At 70.4% G+C, this 21333-nt stretch carries 12 protein-coding genes; 11 read left to right on the top strand and 1 reads right to left on the bottom strand.

Features of this window, described 5'->3' with window-relative positions:
- The first annotated feature begins 168 nt into the window (after window positions 1-168).
- From AHIS1636_RS15520 to AHIS1636_RS15470, 11 genes are all read left to right on the top strand, one after another.
- Entirely contained in the window at window positions 169-6240 is a 6072-nt protein-coding gene (locus tag AHIS1636_RS15520) for an Ig-like domain-containing protein (RefSeq protein ID WP_264796747.1), read from the top strand.
- Window positions 6241-6429: 189 nt separating this feature from the next.
- Complete coding sequence (locus AHIS1636_RS15515; RefSeq protein ID WP_264796746.1) at window positions 6430-7404, top strand: AAA family ATPase; 975 nt, start codon at window positions 6430-6432, stop codon at window positions 7402-7404.
- A gap of 20 nt (window positions 7405-7424) precedes the next feature.
- On the top strand, window positions 7425-8786 hold the full coding sequence (locus tag AHIS1636_RS15510) for a DUF58 domain-containing protein (protein ID WP_264796745.1): 1362 nt from the start codon (window positions 7425-7427) through the stop codon (window positions 8784-8786).
- Complete coding sequence (locus AHIS1636_RS15505; protein ID WP_264796744.1) at window positions 8783-11329, top strand: transglutaminase-like domain-containing protein; 2547 nt, start codon at window positions 8783-8785, stop codon at window positions 11327-11329. The genes AHIS1636_RS15510 and AHIS1636_RS15505 overlap by 4 nt, the downstream gene beginning before the upstream one ends.
- Complete coding sequence (locus AHIS1636_RS15500; RefSeq protein WP_264796743.1) at window positions 11314-12510, top strand: RDD family protein; 1197 nt, start codon at window positions 11314-11316, stop codon at window positions 12508-12510. Before AHIS1636_RS15505 ends, AHIS1636_RS15500 begins: the two co-directional genes overlap by 16 nt.
- The gene (locus AHIS1636_RS15495; RefSeq protein WP_264796741.1) at window positions 12507-13376 is read left to right on the top strand and encodes a PP2C family protein-serine/threonine phosphatase; all 870 of its coding nucleotides are present in this window, start codon (window positions 12507-12509) and stop codon (window positions 13374-13376) included. The genes AHIS1636_RS15500 and AHIS1636_RS15495 overlap by 4 nt, the downstream gene beginning before the upstream one ends.
- The gene (locus AHIS1636_RS15490; protein WP_264796740.1) at window positions 13376-15289 is read left to right on the top strand and encodes an FHA domain-containing protein; all 1914 of its coding nucleotides are present in this window, start codon (window positions 13376-13378) and stop codon (window positions 15287-15289) included. Before AHIS1636_RS15495 ends, AHIS1636_RS15490 begins: the two co-directional genes overlap by 1 nt.
- A complete protein-coding gene (locus AHIS1636_RS15485) occupies window positions 15286-16863 on the top strand; it encodes a serine/threonine-protein kinase (RefSeq protein WP_264796739.1) in 1578 nt (525 codons plus the stop codon). Before AHIS1636_RS15490 ends, AHIS1636_RS15485 begins: the two co-directional genes overlap by 4 nt.
- A gap of 83 nt (window positions 16864-16946) precedes the next feature.
- Window positions 16947-17663 (top strand): hypothetical protein, encoded by a 717-nt coding sequence (locus AHIS1636_RS15480; RefSeq protein ID WP_264796738.1) that lies wholly within the window; start codon window positions 16947-16949, stop codon window positions 17661-17663.
- Between the two features lie 64 nt (window positions 17664-17727).
- Window positions 17728-19953: an NAD-dependent DNA ligase LigA gene (ligA, locus tag AHIS1636_RS15475; protein ID WP_309298616.1), complete on the top strand. Its 2226-nt coding sequence runs from the start codon at window positions 17728-17730 to the stop codon at window positions 19951-19953.
- A gap of 13 nt (window positions 19954-19966) precedes the next feature.
- The gene (locus tag AHIS1636_RS15470) at window positions 19967-20485 is read left to right on the top strand and encodes a DUF2087 domain-containing protein (protein WP_264796737.1); all 519 of its coding nucleotides are present in this window, start codon (window positions 19967-19969) and stop codon (window positions 20483-20485) included.
- Between the two features lie 444 nt (window positions 20486-20929).
- Here AHIS1636_RS15470 and AHIS1636_RS15465 read toward each other — a convergent pair.
- On the bottom strand, window positions 20930-21333 hold a 404-nt coding region (locus AHIS1636_RS15465; protein WP_264796736.1), incomplete at its 5' end, for an HNH endonuclease.

The following is a 21333-nucleotide window of genomic DNA, read 5'->3' as shown; positions in this document are numbered from 1 at the left end:
TCCCGGACCTTGCCGGTATCAGCGGGGCAGGCCCAACAGCCTGCCCCGCCGCCTCGCGGCTCCCGGCCGGATGGGTAGATCTGCCCGTCGCAACGATTAAGTACACCGTTTAGACTTATCCCGGGCGGCAAGCGGGCCGCCGGCAAAACAACCAGTCGAAGGTCCCGTGTGAAATTGAGTTTGTCCGGCCGGACGCGCCGCGGCGCGTCACGCCGCAGAGCCGCGCCCGCGGCCGCGTTCTCGGTTGCGCTGGCCGTGGTCGCCGCGGGCATTCTGCTCCACCCGGGAACCGACACCGCCGATGTGGACCTGAACGACGGCGGGGTGTGGGTCACCAACAAGGCCCAGGGCCTGGTCGGCCACCTGAACTACCAGTCCCAGCTGCTCGACGGCGGCTTCCAGCCCGCCAGCACCGGTTTCGATGTGCAGCAGGACGCAGCCACCGTGCTCCTGCAGAACCTGGACCAGAACGCGGTGAGCCGGGTCAGTGTCGCCGACATGGTCCATGGCGCGGAGAACCAGCTCCCGGGGTCGGCCCGGTTGTCGCTCGGCACGGCCGTGGCGGCCGTCAGCGATCCGGCCGCGGGCCAGGTCTGGGCGGTCGACGCCGCTTCTCTGGAATCGTTCTCCCCGGAGGGTGCCGAGCCTCTGGCCGAGGACCAGCCGGGCGCTGTCGCCGTCGTTAGCGATGAAGACACGGTCTACGTGGCGACGCCGGACACCGGCATGCTCACCGGGTACCGCGCGGACGGCGGCGCGTTCGAGGAGGTCTCGGCGCAGGAGCTGCCGGGCATGAAAGGTGCCGCCGAACTGCAGCTGACCACGGTCGGCGACGAGCCTGTGGTCCTGGTCCCGGACGCCGGCACCGCCTACCTGCCCGGCGGGAGGGCCGTCGAGCTGGACGGTGCCGGCGACGCGCAACTGCAGCAGCCCGGGGATGCGGGTGACCGGGTCGGCATCGCAACCTCTGCGGGGCTCCTCAGCCAGCCCCTGGACGGCGGCGAGGCGCAACTGACCCGGGTCCCGAATCCGGCCCCGCCCATCGCGCCGGTGCAAGTCGGCGGCTGTGTCCACGCCGCCTGGCCGGGCAACGGAACGTACCTGCGCGACTGCGCGGACAATGCCTTCGACCTGTCGCTGCCCATTCCGTCGCTCGGCGCGGACTCCGAGCTTGTGTTCCGGACCAACCGTGACGTGGTCGTGCTCAACGACATCAATGCGGGCAACGTCTGGCTGGTCAACAAGAACCTGCAGCTGGTCAACAACTGGGCGGACCTGATCCCGCCGAAGGGCGAGGACGAGAACGATACGACCGAGTCGGCGGACATCACCGCGGCCACCCGGCTGCCGGAGCGCCTCGAGGAAAACCAACCGCCCACGGCCACGGATGACGAGTTCGGCGTGCGGGCCGGCCGCACCACCGTGCTGCCGGTGCTGTTCAACGACTCGGACCCGGACGGGGACCTGCTGACGGTCAAGGTCACCGGCGACCAGCCCGCCGCGGGCACCGTCCAGCGGATCTACGAGAACACCGGCCTCCAGGCCGTGGTCCCGGCTTCCGCCGCCGGCAGCTCCACCTTCAGCTACGAGGTCGACGACGGACGCGGCGGCACGGACTCGGCGAGGGTCCGGCTGCGCGTGGTGCCCCCGGGATCCAACCAGGCGCCCGAGCAGAAGCGCGAGACCATCCTGGCCGTGGAGGCCGGGCGCAGCCTGAGCCAGAACGTCCTGACGGACTGGCTGGACCCGGACGGTGATGACCTGCTGCTCGTCGGCGCGGCCGCGGAGGACCCGGGGGATATCGTGCGGACCCGAGCGGACGGCCTGCTCACCTACCAGGACGTGGGGGTGTCCGACGGCGAGAAGAAGGTCGCCATCACGGTGTCCGACGGCCGGACCACCGCTACCGGCGAGGTGACCGTGCAGGTCAAGCCGCGCGGCGAGCTGCCCCCAATTACCAACCCGGACCACATCCGGGTGGCCGGCGGGGAAGCCGCGACCATCTTCCCGCTGCGCAATGACGTGGATCCCACCGGCGGTTCGCTCCGGCTGGCGAACGTCGGCGAAGTGCCCAATGCCGAGGTCCAGGGCAATTACGACGCCGGCACCGTCACCTTCCGTTCGAAGACTCCCGGAACGTACTACCTCGAGTACCTGGCCACTACCGGGCCCACCAGCGCGCCCGGACTGATCCGTGTTGACGTGGTCGGCGCGGACCAGGACGCCGGCCTGCCCACGGCGGTGCGGGACACGGTGCTGCTGCCGGCCCGCGGCGAGGCGCTCGTGGATGTGCTGGCCAACGACTCGGATCCGGCCGGGGGAGTCCTGGTCGTGCAGTCGGTCTCCGCCCCGCGCGACGCGGCCGTGAAGGTCGCGGTGCTGAACCACTCGATCCTCCGGGTCGAGGACGCCCGGGGACTGAACGCGCCGCTGACCATTACCTACACCGTCTCCAACGGCTCCGGCAGCGCGACCGGCGAGGTGGGGATCTACCCGGTGCCGGCGCCCGGGAAACTGCTCCCGCCCCGGGCCACCGACGACGAGGCCGTGGTCCGCGCCGGCGACGTGGTCACCATTCCGGTCCTGGACAACGATGAGCACCCCAACGGCGCGGCGCTTACCTTGGACGCGGAGCTCGCCGAAAGCCCGGATCCGGCCGACGGTACGGTGGCCATCTCCGGGAACCAGCTGCGTTTCAAGGCCGGACCGGCCACCGCCGGCAAGACGGTGCCCCTGGTCTACCGGATCAGCGGCCCGGACGGGCAGACGGCCAGCGCCCAGGTGCGGATCCGGGTGAACCCGCTGGACAGCGGCAACTCGGCTCCCGTTCCGGAGGACCTCACGGCGCGGGTGCTGGCGGGCAAGACCGTCCGCATCCCGGTCCCGCTGGAGGGGATCGACCCGGACGGCGATTCCGTGGGCCTGGCGGGGCTGGACCGCGCGCCTTCCCTCGGCACCGCCGTCATCAAGGCGGACGCCATCGAATACAGCGCCGGTGCCGCCTCGTCCGGCACCGACACCATCACCTACGTGGTCCAGGACCGGCTGGGCGCCCGCGCCACCGGAACCGTCTCCATCGGCGTCGCGCCGACGTCGGACGCCAACCAGCCGCCCTACGCCGTCGACGACGAGGCCGCCGTCCGCCCGGGCCGCAGCCTCTCCGTTGACGTGCTGAAGAACGACTCGGACCCGGACGGGGACCGGCTTGCCTTCGCGGACGGCGGCCTCACCACCGAGGCGGAGCTGGACCTTGGCATCCGCGAGGGCCGCCTCAGGATCCAGGCCCCGGAAACGGAAGGCACCGCCGTCGTCCGCTACACCATCACGGACGGCCGCGGCGGAAGCGCCACCGGCACGGTGACGGTCACCGTGGACGCCGACGCTCCGCTGCTGCCGCCGGTCGCGCGGGACGACAGGGTCGCGGTGGCCGAGACAACCGGCCGCGACGAGGTCAGCGTGCCGATCCTGAACAACGACGAGGACCCGGACGGCGACCTGGCCGCGCTGGCCATCAGCGTCGACGACCCGGCGGGCGGGGCACGGGTGGCCGACGACCGGACGCTGGCCGTCCCGGTGCGCGCGGACACGCAGATCATTCCCTATACGCTCGAGGACATGGACGGCCTTTCGTCCACGGCCTTCGTGGTGGTGCCCGGCAACGGCGACCAGCGGCCGGCGCTGGCGGACCAGACGCCGCTCAAGGTGCGCTCCGGCGATCCGCTGGCGCTCGACCTGCGCGAACTCGTCACGGTGCGCGACGGGCGGACGCCGCGGCTGACCCAGGACAACAAGGTCGCGGCCGTGGCCGGCACGGCGCGGATCAACGGCGCCGACCGCGTCACCTTCACCTCCAACGACGGCTATGCCGGCCCGGCTTCGGTGTCCTTCGAAGTGACCGACGGCAGCGGCCCGGACGACCCGGACGGGTTGACGGCCGTACTGACTCTGCCCGTCACCGTCCTGCCCGGGCCCGAACAGAACTCCCCGCCGGTGCTGAGCGCCAACTCGCTGCAGGTGGCACAGGGCGGCGAGCCCGTTACCCTCGACCTGGCCCGGGCCGCCAGCGACCCGGATCCCGGCGACACGCTGAAGTTCGCCCTCGATGGCGGCGTGGACGGGGTGGATGTCTCCCTGGACGGCAGCGTGCTCACCGCCCGCGCGGACGACAGCACCGCGAAGGGCACCGAGGGGACGGTGACCGTCAGCGTGTCCGACGGCAAGCATGACCCGGTCTCCGCCGCGGTGACCATCAGCGTGGTCGCGACGGACCGGCAGCCGGCCGTCGCGGTAGACGACGCCGTGCAGAACGCGCACCAGGGCGACACAGTGACGGTGCCGGTGCTCGAGAACGACTCCAACCCGTTCCCGGAGACGCCGCTGAAGATCCTCAGCACCCGCCCGCTCGACAGCGGCCAGGGGACCGCGGCGGTCAGCGGCGAGTCGCTTCAGATCACGCCGGCCAAGGACTTTGTCGGCACGATGCTGGTCGTGTACCGGATCCAGGACGCTACCGGGGACCCGGACCGCGAAGCCGAAGGCGAGGTCACGCTGACGGTGAAGGGCAAGCCGGATGCGCCGACCACGCCGCGCATGGTCAGCGAGGGCAACCGCACGGCCGTCCTGACTTGGGACGTGCCGGCGGACAACGGCGAACCGGTCACCTCCTACACCGTCAGCGGCGGGGGCTTCAGCCAGGAATGCGCCGCCAACACCTGCACGCTCGATAACCTGACGAACAACCAGGAGTACAACTTCACCGTCACTGCGACCAACGCCGTCGGCACCTCGGAGCCGTCGCCGGCCTCGGGAACGGTGCGCCCGGACGTCAAGCCGGAGACCCCGGCCGCGCCGCAGCTGGAGTTCGGCGACGGCTCGCTGACGGTGACCTGGCAGGCGCCCGCCTCGGAGGGGTCCCCGGTAGAGTCCTTCAACCTGGAAATCTCCCCGGCGCCGCCGGCCGGAGAGCTGCAGAAGTCCAAGGTCACCGGGAACTCGCTGGTGTGGAGCGGCCTGGCCAACGGCACCGCCTACAAGGTCCGCGTCCAGGCCAACAACCGCGCGACGACGCCGTCGGACTTCAGCGGCTACTCCTCGCCCGAGATTCCGGCCGGGCCGCCGGGGGCGCCGTCCACGCCGACGGCGACCCGGACCACCAGCCAGGTCAACGAGGGCTCCATCGATGTCGCCTGGTCCGCCCCGGCCAACACGAACGGCGCCCCGGTGGAGTCCTACGACCTGCGGATTTTCGAGAACGGCGCCCTGGCAGATTCCCGCAACGGGCTGTCGGCCGGAACCACCGGAATTTCGCTCACCGGGCTGAAGACGTCGAGCAGCTACACCTTCGACGTCCTGGCCCGGAACAAGGCCGGCGCCGGCGACCTCAGCAGCCGCTCCGCCGCCGTCGTACCGTATGGTGTCCCGCACCAGGTGGCGTCCGTCCGCGCGGCGGCGACCGGGACCAATGAGCAGGTCCGCCTCGACTTCAGCCCGCCCAACAACAACGGCAGCGCCATCTCCGGCTACGAGTATTCGCTCGACGGCGGGGGCTGGCTGCCGCTGTCCGGTCCGGGAGCGACGGCGGCCTCGCCGACCAACGGGCAGAACCACACCTGGCGGGTCCGGGCCCTGAATGCGGGCGGACCTGGTGCGGCCAGCGCCGCGTCCAACGCCACCAGCGCGTACGGGCCGATCACGGATGCCTCGAACATCGGCGCTTCGGTCAACGGACCGAAGGTGACTTTTACCTGGAACACCAACTGGCAGCAGTACGGCAACGGCCGCGAGGTCACGGGATCCTCGGTCACGGTGAACGGCCAGGCCGTCAACGCGGGCAGCGGCAGCTGGACCAGCGGCGAGGAGCCGGGGAAGACCCACACGATCGTGGTCACGGTGACCCGGGCCGACGGCAGCAAGAGCTTCAGCCGCTCGCAGTCGACCTCCCCGGCGGCGGTGACGGGCCTCTACCGGGGCGAGGAGGTGATCGTTCGCGGCGAGAGGAATTGGTTCCGGGTGAAGGTCGGCTACCGGAACTTCCCGCTCGGCTCCGTGACCATGACCTGCCGCGGTACGGAAGAAAACCTGGACCCCAACAACGGGCGCACCACGCTGCGGATCACCAGCTACAGCGGCATCACCGGCGAAACCAACTGCATCGCCAACATGTCGCCGCCTTATACGGACGACCTGCTCGTCACCATCGAGGGCTACGGCACCTTCCACATGCACGGGTGGAGCGGATGAGCGTCGTTGCGGACGGGCGCGCTGGGGAGATCTCCCCTTCGCACCGGTCCGCGGGAGTCCGTAGAATGATCCCCGGCGGCCGCCGCCCGACGGCTTAATCGTTTGCGCCCGCCGCCTCCCGCAGCACGCGACCGGCGACCAAGCATCAGTTCCGAAGCCAACATCAGCGAGAAAGAGACAGCTACCACGATGACGATGACTGCAGAGCAAGCCGAATGGTTCGCCGGGACCTTTGAGAAACTCGTCGGCAATGTGGGCCAGGCGGTGCTGGGCAAGTCGCACGTGGTCAAGCTGATCCTGACCTCCATGCTGGCCGAAGGCCACGTCCTGCTCGAGGACGCCCCGGGCACCGGCAAGACCATGCTGGCCCGTTCGCTGGCCGCCACCGTGCAGGGCACCAACTCCCGCATCCAGTTCACCCCGGACCTGCTGCCCTCGGACGTCACGGGCATCACCATCTACGACCAGAAGACGCAGAACTTCGAGTTCCACAAGGGACCGATCTTCGCCAACGTCGTGCTGGCGGACGAAATCAACCGGGCATCGCCGAAGACCCAGTCGGCCCTGCTGGAGGTCATGGAGGAATCCCGCGTCACGGTGGACGGTGTGACCTACCAGGCCGGCCGTCCGTTCATGGTGATCGCCACCCAGAACCCGATCGAGCAGGCCGGCACCTACCGGCTGCCGGAGGCGCAGCTGGACCGCTTCCTCATCAAGACATCCATCGGCTACCCGGACCTGGCCTCGACGGTGAAGCTGCTCGGCGGCGCCACCACGCGGGACCGTTCCGCCGCGCTGTCGCCGATCATCACCACCCAGGCCGTCACGGACATGGCGGACCTGGCCGCGAGCAACCACGTGGACACGGCCGTGCTCGAGTACGTCTCGCACCTGTGCGAAGCGACGCGCTCCGTCGACGAGACCCGCCTGGGCGTCAGCGTCCGCGGCGCCCTGGCCATGGTGCGTGCGGCAAAGGTCTGGGCTGCCTCGGAAGGACGGAATTACGTGCTGCCGGACGACATCAAGGAGCTGGCACCCGTGGTGTGGACGCACCGGCTGGTCATGGACCCCGAGGCAGAGTTCGCGGGGGCCACGCCGGAAGCCGTGATCAGCCGCGTGCTGGCGGACGTCGCCGCGCCGCAGCAGCGCGCCGCGGCCGTTTAGTCCCGGCGGCAGAGGCGAGCATGTCGACAACCAAAACCGCCGAGGGCCGGCTGGCGGCGGCACGGGGCGCCCTGGCGCGCGTGGCCCGGGGGGCCCTCCCCGGTGTCTTTCCTTCGGCGGGCAGCAGGCTGCACCCGCGGTCAGTGCTGGCGGAGGCCGCCGGCCTGGGCCGCGAATACGTGGCGCCGTGGTGGAAGAAAGCGGGGGCCTTGCTGGAGCGCCACGTGCGGCCGGTCCTCGCCGTCGTTTCGCCGCTGGGCTGGATGGTGCTGGGCACCTGTGTGCTCTTGTTCGGCCTCGGCGCGGCCTTTGGCTGGGCGGAAGCCCGGACGGCGGGCTTCATGGCCGCCCTGCTGCTGCTGATCGCCGTCGGCTTCGTGCTCGGCCGGTCCTCCTACGGAGTGGAACTGGACCTGGCCCGCACCCGCGTCGCGGTGGGGGACCACGCCGTCGGAAGTATTGCCGTCACCAACACCGCCGCCAAGCCCCTGCTGCCGGCCGCGATGGAGCTGCCGGTGGGCGCCGGCACCGCGGTGTTCCAGCTGCCGCGCATGCAGCCGGGCCAGGTCCATGAGGACCTGTTCACCATTCCCACGCAGCGCCGCGCGGTGATCGTGGTGGGGCCGGTGCGCTCGGTCCGTGCCGACCCGCTGGGCCTGCTGCGCCGGCAGATGGTGTGGACCGAACCGACGGACCTCTTTGTGCACCCGAGGACCACCGCGCTGGTGGGCACGGCCTCCGGTTTCATCCGTGACCTGGAAGGCCTGCCGACCAAGGACCTTTCGAGCGCCGATGTGTCCTTCCATGCCCTGCGCGACTATGTTCCTGGCGATGACCGGCGGCACATCCATTGGAAGACCACGGCCCGCACCGGCCAGCTCATGGTCCGCCAGTTCGAGGAAACCCGCCGCGCCCACCTCGCCATTGCCGTTTCGACGAATACCGAGGAATACGCCTCGGAGGCCGAATTCGAGCTGGCCGTGTCCGCCGGGGCCTCTATCGGCCTACAGGCCATCCGCGAGCAGCGGAACCTGAGCGTGATGACCCAGCAGGGCCCGCTGCGCAGCGAAACCGGGCGGAACCTGCTGGACGAAATGACGCGGATCGACGGCCGGCCGCAGCGGGCGACCGCCGTGGAGCTGGCGCGGTCGACGGCCGACGCCGTGCCCAACGCCTCCGTGTTCTTCCTGGTCACCGGGGCGCACACCACGCCGACCCAACTCCGCCGCGCGGCATCCACCATCCCGCCCGGCATCCGCGCCTTCGCGATCCGCTGTTCCTTCGGCACCGAGGCCTCGCGGGCCACGATCGGCGACCTGACGGTGCTCTCGCTCGGCAACCTGGAAGACCTTGGCATTGTTTTGAGGAAGGCTGCCGCATGAGCACCACCGACAGCCCGGGCAGCCCGGACAACGAACCGACCCGCGCGCGCCGCCGCGCCGCGGCGGGCCAAACTGCCGGCCGGACTGCCGGCCCGGGGCTCCTGGCCGGCGCACCGGGACTCGCCCAGCCGCGCTCCTGGCGCAGCATCGGCATCGACGCCGCGGTCCTGGCCCTGCTCCTGACGCTCGGTGTCCTCGGCTTCCACAACGTCTTCGGCGGGGATCCCCGCTACCTGGTTGCCGGCATCGGCGGTGTCCTGCTGGGCCTCGCGCTCGCGCTGGGCTGCGCCTGGTACCGGCTGGGCCTGCTGGCGACGGCGACGGCGGGCCTGGTCACCTACCTTGTCCTGGGCAGCACCTTCGCTGCACCGACGGAGGCGATCGCCGGGTTCCTGCCGTCGCTCGAGTCGCTGCGCACGGTGCTGACCGGCTTCATCTTCGCCTGGAAGGACATCCTGACCGTGGCCGCGCCCGTCGGCGTCAGCGGCGGGATGCTCGTGGTGCCCTTCCTTGGTTCGCTGACCGCGGCACTGCTCGCCGGGACGCTCGCCTGGCGGACCAGGGGACTCTGCTGGGCGGCGCTTCCCGTGACAGCCCTGTTCATCCTGGGCATCGCGTTCGGCACCAACGCGCCGACGCTTCCGCTCCTGCGCGGCGTGCTGCTGGTGGCCGCGGCCGTCGCCTGGCTGGCCTGGCGGCACCACGCCGCGCGCACGGGCGGCCTGGCCGGGGGAGCGGGGCTCAGTCAGGCCGAGCCGGCCGCCCGCCGCGCCTCCACCATGCGCCGCGCCGGCCTGGCAGCCGGCGTGCTGGCCGTTGCGACGGCGGCGACCGCCCTCGCGTCTCCGGCACTCACCGCGGACGAAGACCGCAAGGTGCTCCGCGACGTCGTCGTTCCCCCGGTTGACCTCTACGACTATCCGTCTCCGCTGATGAACTTCCGCCAGTACGTGAAGGACAAGTCGGAAGAGACCCTCTTCACCGTGCGCGGGCTGCCTGCCGGGGAACGGGTACGGCTGGCGGCACTGGATACCTACGACGGCGTGGTCTACAACGTGAACCCCGAAAGCGGCGGAAACTACGCGCCGGTGGGGGACGCGAGCTCGCTGGGCACGCTCACCGGTGACCGGGAGTCGGTCGAGCTGGACTTCAGCGTCGGCGACTACACCGGCGTGTGGCTCCCGGCGGGCGGCCAGCTCAACGGGGTGGCGATGGCGGGGCCGCGCGCCAAGGAAGTCGGCGGGTCGCTCTACTACAACGAGGACTCGGAGACCGCCCTCGCCACGTCCTACATCCGCCCCGAGGACACCTACTCGGTCAACGTGACCTTCCCGGAGCAGCCGGAAGACGGCCGGCTGGCCCAGGACGGCTTCGCGCGGCTGTCGCTGCCGGAACCGGACCAGGTCCCGCCCATCATCGCGACCAAGGCGAACGAGCTGGCGGGCGACGCCACCGAGCCGATCGAACAGGTCCGCCAGCTGGAACGGGCGCTGCACGAGAACGGCTTCTTCTCGAACGGCAAGGAGGACGAGGCCCGCAGCCTCTCCGGCCACGGCGCCGGCCGCATCACCGCCCTCCTGGACGCCGAACAGATGATCGGCGACGACGAGCAGTACGCCGTCGCGATGGCGCTGATGGCCCGGCAGCTGGGCATGCCGGCCCGTGTGGTCATGGGCTTCTACCCGGACCCGGCGAAGGAGCGCACCGCCGCCGACCCGGTGGAAATCAAGGGCAAGGACGTCCACGCCTGGGTGGAAGTGGCGTTCGAAAATGCCGGCTGGGTGGCCTTCGACCCGACGCCGGACAAGGACAATGAACCGACGCCCCCGCAGCAGCAGCCGAAGTCCACGCCCAAGCCGCAGGTGCTGCAGCCGCCGCCCCCGCCGCAGGAGCCCGCCGAGCTTCCGCCGGACTCGGCCCCGGAGCCGCAGGACGCGGAGCAGAACGACAAGGGCTTCTGGGAACAGTGGGGCTGGCTGTTCACCGTCGTCGGCGTTGCACTGATTCCGGTCATCGTCCTGATGATCCCGCTGCTGCTGATCGCCTGGCTCAAACTGCGCCGGCGCAAGCGGCGTGCGTCGGAGGGCCTGCCGAGCACGCGCGTCAGCGGCGGCTGGAGCGAGGTCGTCTCCCTGGCGATGGACATGGGTGCCACGGCCGCCCCGCGTGCCACCCGCCGGGAACACGCCGCCGAGCTGGCCGAAGCCTTCCCGTCCGCCTCCGGCACCACCACGCTGCTGGCGCGCCGGGCCGACGCCGCGGTCTTCGGCCGTGGCGAACCCACGGAAGTCCAAGTCCGGCAGTACTGGGAGACCGTGGACAAGTCGCTGGAGGAGATGTCGGCCGGCGCAGGCTTCTGGAAGCGGCAGCGGGCCAAGTACTCGCTGCGGTCCCTGCTGGCCGATGTTCGGTCCCGCATGGCGAAACGGCGCGCCGCAGCACCCGGTATGTTGCGCGCGGGCGGCGCGGAAGCGCCCCGTAAAGTAGAGTCACCGGGCAGGCAACAAGACGAGGGAGTGGACGGTACGTGGCGGCAAGACTGAACCTCGTCAGCGCGTCGGCGGGCAAACGATTCGGCGCATGGCTGGTTGACCGGATTCCTCCGGCCGTCGTGGCGGGCATCGCCTACGGCATCAGCCTCCCGTCGGTGGTCTCGGCGGCGTCGACCGGCAGCGAAACGGCGACGGCGGCAGCGCTGGGCGGCTTCTTCCTCGCCGCCGGCATTGCCTCCGTGCTGATACTCGCCTACACGATCTGGAAATGGCTGTGGGAAGCCCGCTCGGGCAAGACCCCGGGCAACGTCCTGCTCGGCCTGCGCACCGCCAGCGAGGACGGCGAGGCGCCGGGCGCGGCCGCGATCTTCATCCGCGGGCTCATCCTCGCGGTCAGCAACGTCGTCCCGGTCGCCGGCCCGATTGTCGTCGTGATTTCCAATCTTTGGGACCCCAACCACAAGCGCCAGGGCTGGCACGACAAGGTGGCCAAGACCCTGGTGCTGGACGTCAACGCCGGCCGGGATCCGCTGACCACCGGCGGACTCTACGGCGCTGCCCCCGTGGCCGAGCCGGTTTTCGCGGGCCAGCAGTGGCCCGCCTTCGACGCCGCGGCGGCCGAGGCCGGCTCCGGCGGCATCATTTCCGGCATCCCCGGCTTCAGCGCGCCCGCAGCGTCCGCCCCGGCCGCAGATTCCGCCTCGGCCGCAGCGTCCGGACAAGGCACGACGGCAGGCGGCACTTCGGTGGCATCCACACCGCAGGAGGCACCGGCGTCGTCCGCTTCCCGTCCCGCGGGACCCCCGGCACCGGCGGAGGACGAACTGGCCTTCACCCGGCTTCGCACGGACGCTGCCACGGCAGCGCCTGCCGGCATAGCGCCCGCCCCTGTACCTCAGCCGCGGGGCATAGCCATCCGCTTCGACGACGGGCGCCAGGTCACGGTCGACGGCACGGTGCTGATCGGCCGGAACCCGGCCGCCGCCGAGGGCGAGGACGTCGAGCACCTGATCGATTTCGCCGACATGGGACGTTCCGTCTCCAAGACGCACCTGCAGCTCCGTGTGGACGGCGGCACCGTGTGGGTCGCGGACCGCAACTCGACCAACGGCACGGCGGTCACGGGAGCGGAAGGCCTCCGCACCCAGCTCACCCCCGGGAACCCCGTCGCCGCCCGGATCGGGGACACAGTGCACTTCGGGGACCGCAGCTTCACCATTGGGCAGGCATGACCGGCGACCAGGAGCGGCAGGGCGACCAGGAGCGGCACCTCGACTCCATCCGGCTGACCGTCGGCGCCGGCACTGACCGCGGGCTGCGCCGGGAACTGAACGAGGACTCCTTCGTCGCGGCAACCCCGCTCTTCGCGGTGGCGGACGGCATGGGCGGCCACGAAGCCGGCGAGGTGGCCAGCCGCATCTGCGTGGAGACGCTGGCCGAGTATGCGCGCGAACGACCGCTGGGCGCGGCGCAGATGCAGCAGCTGCTGGCGGACGCCGACCGCCGGATCCGGATCGCCGCGGCCTCCCGCGCCGGCACCACGGTCACCGGGGCAGCGCTGGTCGAGGAACGCGGAGTCGCCTACTGGCTGGTGTTCAACGTCGGCGATTCGCGGACCTACCGGCTGAGCCAAGGCAAGCTCGAACAGATCAGCATCGACCACTCCGAGGTCCAGGAACTGCTGGAGTCCGGCCGCATCACCGCGCAGGAGGCGTTGGTTCATCCGCGCCGCCACGTGGTGACGCGGGCGCTGGGCACCGGGGACGACGCCGAGCCGGACTTCTGGATGCTGCCGGTGGAATCGGGGGACCGGCTGCTGATCTGCTCCGACGGCCTGACCTCAGAGGTCAGCGACGCGCACATCTACACCATCCTGAATTCCAACGAGCGGCCCCAGGACGCGGTGCAGGGCCTGATCCAGGCGGCGCTGCGCTCGGGCGGCCGGGACAACATCACCGTCCTGGTGGTCGACGCCGCACTGGCCTGCGAGGCCGAGCAGGAGGCCACGGCCCCGCGGCACGAGCCCGAAGAAACGAACACGCTGCCCCGGCCCGTCGCCGGCCAACCCGGCGCAGCACCGACCGAGGGGGAACCCTAATGCCAGCGATTTCCTACCGCCCCGGCTCGTGGCTGGGGCTGGTCCGCGGCGGCACCATCGTGCTGCTGGACAGCGGGACAAGGGAAGACGTCGTGCATGATCTCTGGGCGGTCCTCGCGAGCCGCCCGACGCTGCAGTCCGTGCTCGGCGCCGTGGTGAGCGGCTACGGCACGGACCTCGCGGCCCTGCCCGAGTTCGCCATCATCTCCTACGACGGCAGGATGCACGCCATCCTGCGCGGCGACGTCGTGGTCAACACCGACTGCCCCGAGGGAGCCGCCGAACTCTCCGGCCAGGGCGTGACCACCTGGACCGAGCGCCTGCTGCCCGAACAGGAGGCCTTCGACGTCGTGATCAACGCCGGCAAGGAAGGCGCCTGCCGCTGGCTGCCCCTGGCCGAGGGCGTGGTCCAGCTCGGTGGCATCAGGGTGGGGAACGACGACGGCGGAATCGCCTTGAGCGGTACGTCCAAGGAGGAGGCGGCGGACCTCGTGCGCGCAGCCCGCGCGGAAGCAGCGGCGGCGCAAGAGCCCGTCCCGGTCCCCGAAGTCCAGCATCAGGCCCCGGCGCGGCCCGCGCAGCCCCCCGCCTCCGAGCCGCGGGACCAGGCCCCGGCGCGGCCCGCGCACACCTCCGCCTCCGAGCGGCAGGGCCAGGCCCCTGCGGGTCAAGTCCCGCGGCCCGCGTCCGCGCCCGGGCCCGGCGTTGAAGACCCCGGCGTTAAACAGCCAAACCCGCTGGACGCCCCGGCCTCCGATGAAACCATCCTGACGCCCGGCGATGCCGAGGACCTGGCTGCCGAAGACTTCGCCGCCGGGGACCTCGGCGCAGCGGAAACCGGCACTGCTGGCTCGGACGCTGACGATCCGGACGCTGCCGATTCGGGCTCGGCACAGCCCGGCGAGGAAGGCGACATCGAGGAGACCGTCGTCCACACCAAGGCCCAGCGTGCCAACCTGCCGGCGAATCCGCCTGCCAGCCAGGCCGCCCCCTCGGTGCCCCCGGCGCAGACCCCGCCCGCCGCCGTCGGTACCGGTGCCCCCGCCGGCCCGCACCCGCAGGCCCCGGTCCCGGCACAGCAGACCGCGAGCCTGATCGACTCGGTGCCGTGGCTGACCCCGTCGGCCTCCGCCCGTGCCCGTGCGGCCGAATCGCAGGCCGCCGAAGCCGCCGGGCGGATCCAGTCCACCTCTGTCCAGCCCGCCGAAGCCACCGGGCGGATCCAGTCCACCTCTGTCCAGCCCGCCGAGGGCGCCGGACGGATCCAGCCCACCGAGCCCACCTCCGGGCAGCCGGCTGCTCCTGACACGCCTCCGCAGCCGGCTGCTCCTGCTGGAGCCGGGTCCGCGCTCGAGGGGGACCACGACGGCCAGACCCTGATGCGGAGCGACCTGCAGAACCTGTCCGGCGCAGCCTCACCCGCGGGAACCCCGGCCGAGCCCCGGGCGACAACCGGTCCCATGGTGCTGGCCCGGGTCTGCCCACACGGCCACGCCAACCCGCCGACGCGTTCGGCCTGTTCCCGGTGTGCCGCGCCGCTGGCCAGCGACGCGAGCGAGGTGAAGCGCCCCAGCCTGGGCAAGATGCGGCTGTCCTCGGGCGAGGTCATCGAGCTCGACCGGCCGGTGATTGTCGGCCGGCAGCCGGCTGCCTCCCGGGTGCAGGGCAACGTCATGCCCCAGTTGGTACAGGTCCGCAGCGTCAGCGGCGACATTTCGCGTTCGCATCTTGAGGTGCGGCTCGAGGGCTGGCACGTGATCCTAGGCGACCTGAAGGCGACCAACGGCACCATGCTGATCCGCGAGGGGCAGCCCCCGCGCCGTCTGGGCCAGGGCGAGTCAATGATCCTGTTCGACGGCGATATCGCGGACCTGGGCGACGGCGTTTCGCTGCGCTTCGAGGACCTGCTGTGAGCTCAAAGCGTCCGCCCGCGCCGCCTCCCGCCATCGACGGCTACCGCTACGTCAGCCTGCTCGGCTCCGGCGGCTTCTCCGACGTCTACCTCTACCAACAGGACCGGCCGACGCGGAAGGTCGCAGTCAAGGTGCTCGTCGCCGACCTGAAGACGGAGGGCGCGCGCCGCCGCTTCGAGTCCGAAGCCAACCTGATGGCGCAGCTGTCCACGCACCCGTTCATCGTCACGATCTACGAGGCGGACATCACCGCGGACGGCCACTCCTACCTGGCGATGGAGTACTGCTCGCGGCCGAGCCTGGACGTCCGGTACCGCCGCGGGCCGCTCGGCGTCGACGAGGTCCTCTCGCTCGGAATCCAGGTCGCGTCCGCTGTCGAGACCGCCCACCGGGCCGGCATCGTGCATCGGGACATCAAGCCTGCCAACATCCTGGTCACCGACTACAACCGGCCGGCGCTCACGGACTTCGGGATCTCCGGCACCACGGACAGCGTGGACGACGACGCCGGCATGTCGATCCCGTGGTCCCCGCCGGAGGTCTTTCACAGTTCGAACGCGGACGGCATCAAGGTCGACATCTGGGCGCTCGGCGCGACCCTCTACACGCTGCTCGCCGGACGGTCTCCCTTCGTGCGGCCGGGCGGGGACAACTCCCAGCGCGAACTGATGAACCGCATCGCCACTGCCCCGTTGCCCTCGCTGCGCCGGGCCGACGTGCCGGAGTCGCTGGAGCAGGCGCTGGCCACCGCGATGGCGAAGTCGCCGGCGTCGCGATTCCGCTCCGCTCATGCCTTTGCGCTGGCACTGCAACGGATCCAGGCAGAGCTCAACCTGTCCGTCACCCCGTTCGAGGTGCTCGAAGAGGCGCATCCCGGCGACGACCTGCCCGCCGATGAGGGCGGGGACGCCACCCGGGTGCGCCAGATCGTGGCGATCGATCCGGACGGCACCACCCGCTCGCCCGCGCTCGGCCGGCCGGTCTTTCCCGACAGGAACACCACCCGGACGGTACCGGCCGTCGGCGCCGGGACCACCGCCGCGCTGCCCGCGGGGGAGACCGCGCCCGCGGCCGACGACGCGACGGTGATGCGGTCCTGGACCCGCACTCCGGAGGAGCCGGCGGACCCGCGGACCGGGGACGACGCCGTCGTACCCGGAAAGAAGCGGCCGCTGCTGGCTGCCGGCGCCATAAGCGCAGCGGTGCTGGCGGCCGCCGGCGCGATTGCCATCCTCAACCTGCCGGCACCCGAGAAGGAAGCGGCTCCGCCGCCGGTCAGCCAGCCGCCGGCCAACGCCATCGACGGACTGGCCGGCAACATCGTGCCGCCGGAGGACCTGAACGGAAAGATCGACGGCGCCCAGGCCACGTTCAGCTGGACCAATCCGGACGAACGGGACGGGGACATGTTCATCTGGACCCCGGTCACGGCGCTGGGCAAAGGCGAGCCGGAACGCATCCGCGAGGACAAGGTCACGGTGCCGGTGGCAGGGAACGACCGCACGTGCATCGAGGTCGTGGTCCTGCGGGCCAACGGGAAGTCGTCCGACCCGGTCCGCGGCTGCGCGGACTGACCCGGCAACAGATTTGCGGCGTACCTGCCGCGCCGCCGGCCGTCTCAGCGGCCGCAACGATGAAACGGAAGGAAGTCACGAAGATGGGGGACACCGCCGGAGCCGAACTCAGCATCGAGTTCTGCGGCGAATGGTTCGAGGCCAAGGATGACGGGGTTTTCAGCATCGGCCGCGAGGGCGACCTGGAGATCGACGAGAATCCGTACCTGCACCGGAAATTCCTGGAGCTGGCGCGGTACGACGGCATCTGGTGGATGACGAACGTTGGAACGATGATCTCGGCGACGATCGCCGACAGCAGCGGCGGGATGCAGGCCTGGCTGGCCCCGGGGGCCCGGATTCCCATGGTCTTCAGCCACACCAACGTGGTGTTCACGGCCGGGCCGACGACCTATGAGCTGTCCGTCCACGTCAAGACGCCGGCCTTCCGCCAGCAGGCGCGCGAGCAGGACTCGGTGGGGGACACCACCATCGGCCCCGTGGTCTTCACCGACTCGCAGAAGGCGCTCATCGTGGTGCTGGCCGAGCCGATGCTGCGGCGCGATGGAACGGGGCTGAGCTCCATTCCGTCCTCGACCCAGGCCGCCGCGCGGCTGGGCTGGCCGATGACCAAGTTCAACCGCAAGCTGGACAACGTCTGCGACAAGCTGGACCGGGTCGGCGTCGCCGGCCTGCGCGGCGGCGGAGGCAAGCTGGCTACCAACCGGAGGGCCCGGCTGGTGGAACATGCCGTCTCCTCCCATTTGGTCACCCCGGCGGACCTGCCCCTGCTGGACTCGCAGCGCGACCCGGAGGACTGACGGCCCGGCATGATTTCCGCCCGGTTCTCGGGGCCAGCGGCGCTGTTAGGGCAAGATAGAACCCGTGAGCAGAGTCGAACCGCAGACGGACGAAATCCCCGCCCAAGGCATCCGGGACGAGTATGAGCAGCTGACCGAGGACGTGCGCCGCTACCGGTACGCGTACTACAACGAGGACTCGCCGCTCGTCTCCGACGCCGAGTTCGACCAGCTCTACCGGCGGCTTGAGGAAATCGAGGCGCTGCACCCCGAACTGGTAGCCAACGACTCGCCGACACAGGAAGTCGGCGGCGAGGTGTCCGCGGCGTTCGCCCCGGTGGAGCACCTGCAGCGGATGTACTCGCTGGAGGACGTCTTCTCCCTCGAGGAGCTGCAGGTCTGGATTGGCCGCGCGACGGCGTCCGTGGAGAAGCAGGGCCGCGTCGACGAGCTGACGTGGCTCAGCGAGGTCAAAATCGACGGCCTGGCGGTGAACCTGCTGTACCGGAACGGCGAGCTGGTCCGCGCCGCCACCCGGGGCGACGGCCACACCGGCGAAGACATCACGCACAATGCGCTGACCATCAAGGACATCCCGCGCACGCTGAAGGGCTCGGGCCATCCCGCTGAGGTCGAGATCCGCGGCGAGGTATTCATCCCTTCGAAGGCGTTCCTCGAACTCAACGAGCAGATGGTCGAGGCCGGCAAGGCGCCGTTCGCGAACCCCCGCAACGCCGCAGCCGGATCGCTCCGGCAGAAGGATCCCGCTCTGACGGCCCAGCGGCCGCTGAGCATGTTCGTGCACGGCATCGGCGCGCGGGAGGGCCTCGCGGCGTCCAGCCAGTCCGAGACCTACGCCCTGCTGCAGGAGTGGGGACTGCCGACCAGCCCGTACTTCAAAGTGCTGGACAGCTACGACGACGTACTGAAATTCATCGAGCACTTCGGCGACCACCGGCACGACCTGCTCCACGAAATCGACGGCATCGTCATCAAGGTTGACGACTTCGCCCTGCAGCGGGCCCTCGGCCACACCTCGCGTGTCCCGCGCTGGGCCGTTGCCTACAAGTACCCGCCGGAGGAGGTCCACACCAAGCTGCTGGACATCCAGGTCAACGTCGGACGCACCGGCCGGGTGACGCCCTACGGCGTGATGGAACCGGTCAAGGTGGCGGGCTCCACGGTGGAGATGGCGACCCTGCACAACCAGGACGTGGTGAAGGCCAAGGGCGTGCTGATCGGAGACACCGTCGTGCTCCGCAAGGCCGGCGACGTGATCCCGGAAATCGTCGGTCCCGTGGTGGCCCTGCGCGACGGCTCCGAACGGGAATTCGTCATGCCGACCGAGTGCCCCTCCTGCGGGACACCGCTGAAGCCGGCGAAGGAGGGCGACGTCGACATCCGCTGCCCGAACGCCAAGTCCTGCCCGTCGCAGCTGCGTGAGCGGGTCTTCCACGTGGCCGGCCGCGGCGCCTTCGACATCGAAGCCCTCGGCTGGGAAGCCGCCATCGCGCTGACCTCGGGACCCGGCCCGGACCCTGCGACCATCGGCGGCCGCCCGGCTCCTGAAGGCCCTGGCGTCCTGACCAACGAGGCGCGCATCTTCGAGCTCGCGGAGGACTACGAAGACCCGGCCCTGCGCGACGCGCTGGCCGACGTCAAAGTCTGGCGGGAAAAGCGGTCCAAGGGCGTCGGCACCGGCGAGTGGGAGCTCATCCCGTATTTCTGGACCAAGCCGACCGCGAAGACCCCGTCGAAGCCCTCGGCCACCACGCAGAAGCTGTTCAAGGAAGTCCAGAAGGCCCGGAGCCAGCCCCTGTGGCGGGTTCTCGTAGCCCTCTCCATCCGGCACGTCGGCCCCACCGCATCCCGCGCCCTGGCCACAGCATTCGGTTCCATGGACGCCATCCGGGCTGCCAGTGAGGAGCAGCTCGCGGACGTCGACGGCGTCGGCCCGATCATCGCCGCCGCACTCACCGAGTGGTTCGCCGTGGACTGGCACCGCGAGATCGTGGACACCTGGGCCAAGCACGGAGTCCGCATGGCCGACGAGGTGGACGAAAGCAAACCGCGGACGCTGGAGGGCCTGACCGTAGTGGTCACCGGATCGCTGGAGAACTTCAGCCGCGACGAGGCAAAGGAAGCCATCATCACCCGCGGCGGCAAAGCGTCCGGATCGGTGTCCAAGAAAACCGACTACGTCGTGGCCGGCGAGAGCGCAGGCTCCAAGCTGGACAAGGCGGAGCAATTGGGCCTGCGAATCCTGGACGAAGAAGGCTTCGTCCGACTGCTGGAGACAGGGGAAGCCTGAACGGAGGCCAGTAATGCCTGCAAGTACGACGCCGGAACCCGGCGAGGCGGGACATGCCGCCTCGCCCGCGGGCTGGCAGCAGTTGTTGTCGGCACTCGCGAGCCACCGCCTGCGCGAACTCTACGCGGCGGTGGTCCTCGGCCAGCAGCCGGAGCTCACGCAAAAAGAACGCGGCAGGCTGGTCGGCTCCGGCCTCGTCCGCGACGAAGACGGACGGCTCATGCCGGATGGCGACGTCTTCAAAGCCGCGCTGGCCAACGCCCGCCGGCCCGAACCCTCAGGTCCGGAGCGGTTCCTCGTTGACGGCCGGATCGAATCGCTGCCCCGACGCGCCTCCGACCGGCTGAAGGTCCTGCACTACGTGCGCGACCGGGTAATCGGCCCCGGCCAGACGCTGACTGAAAAGGAAGTGAACAGCCGCCTCGCCGATTTCACCGACGACATCCCGATGCTCCGCCGCGCCCTCGTCGATTACCGCTGCCTTGCGCGGGAAGCGGACGGCACCGCCTACCGCCGCGCCCAGCCGGAGTAAGTACCCGGGTCGCCGGCAGATGTGGTGCCGGCTGTATACGGCCGGTGTAGGTTTCTGGGGCGTCCGAAAGGTATGGGTGCGGGGGTGTTCGGCAGATGTAGGTGCCGGCGGTGTTCGGCCGGGAAAGGTTCTTCCGCCGAGGACCAGTAAGTGAGCGTCATCCGTCATCCCTTAGTCACCCGTCGTCCCTTCACGCATGACCGGAGCCGCCCAACTTCGGAGGCGTCTTGCGGCTCGGCCTGTTGGCGCCTCGCCTTCCGGCCGGATCCGCCAGTGCATACTCTGTACCGGCCTGCCACCTGGGAATCGCACAGGCCGCTGAGGAGCGCGGCTTGTTCGCGCTGGTTCGGCTGTTGGGTTTGCGCTTGGATGCCGGATGCCTGGCTCAGCTGCTGCTCGGGAGCCCTACCAGGCTTAGACGCCATCGCAAACCTGCACTCGCATTTAGAAGGGTGGTGGGGTGGTGTCGTTGTAGGGGTCTGGTGGCGGGGGTGGGGGTGGTTGGAGGCCGTGGCTGATCCAGGAGCCGTCGGGGTAGCTGGTGTAGGTTTGGCCGGTCCTGGTTTGGTGGCGGATGACGCCGTGGGGCTCCTGGGTGGTGTGCCAGTCATCGTTGTGTTTGGCCAGATGATCCGGCTTGCAGCGCAGGGCGAGGTTATCCAGCTCGGTTTTGCCGCCGTGTTCCCAGGCCAGGGTGTGGTCGAGTTCGCAGTGCTTCCAGTGGGTGCGGCAGCCCAGCCCGCGGCAGGTCCCGTCGCGTAGACGGATTTCTCGTTTGAGCCATTCGGGCGGGTGGCGCATCTCGCGGGCCACGATCACGGCCTGGTCGTGTTCGTCGGTGATGACCG

The organism is Arthrobacter mangrovi, assembly GCF_026011795.1.
Classification (GTDB): domain Bacteria; phylum Actinomycetota; class Actinomycetes; order Actinomycetales; family Micrococcaceae; genus Crystallibacter; species Crystallibacter mangrovi.
Note: the sequence above shows the minus strand (reverse complement) of the source record. Positions and strands in the feature narration are given on the sequence as shown.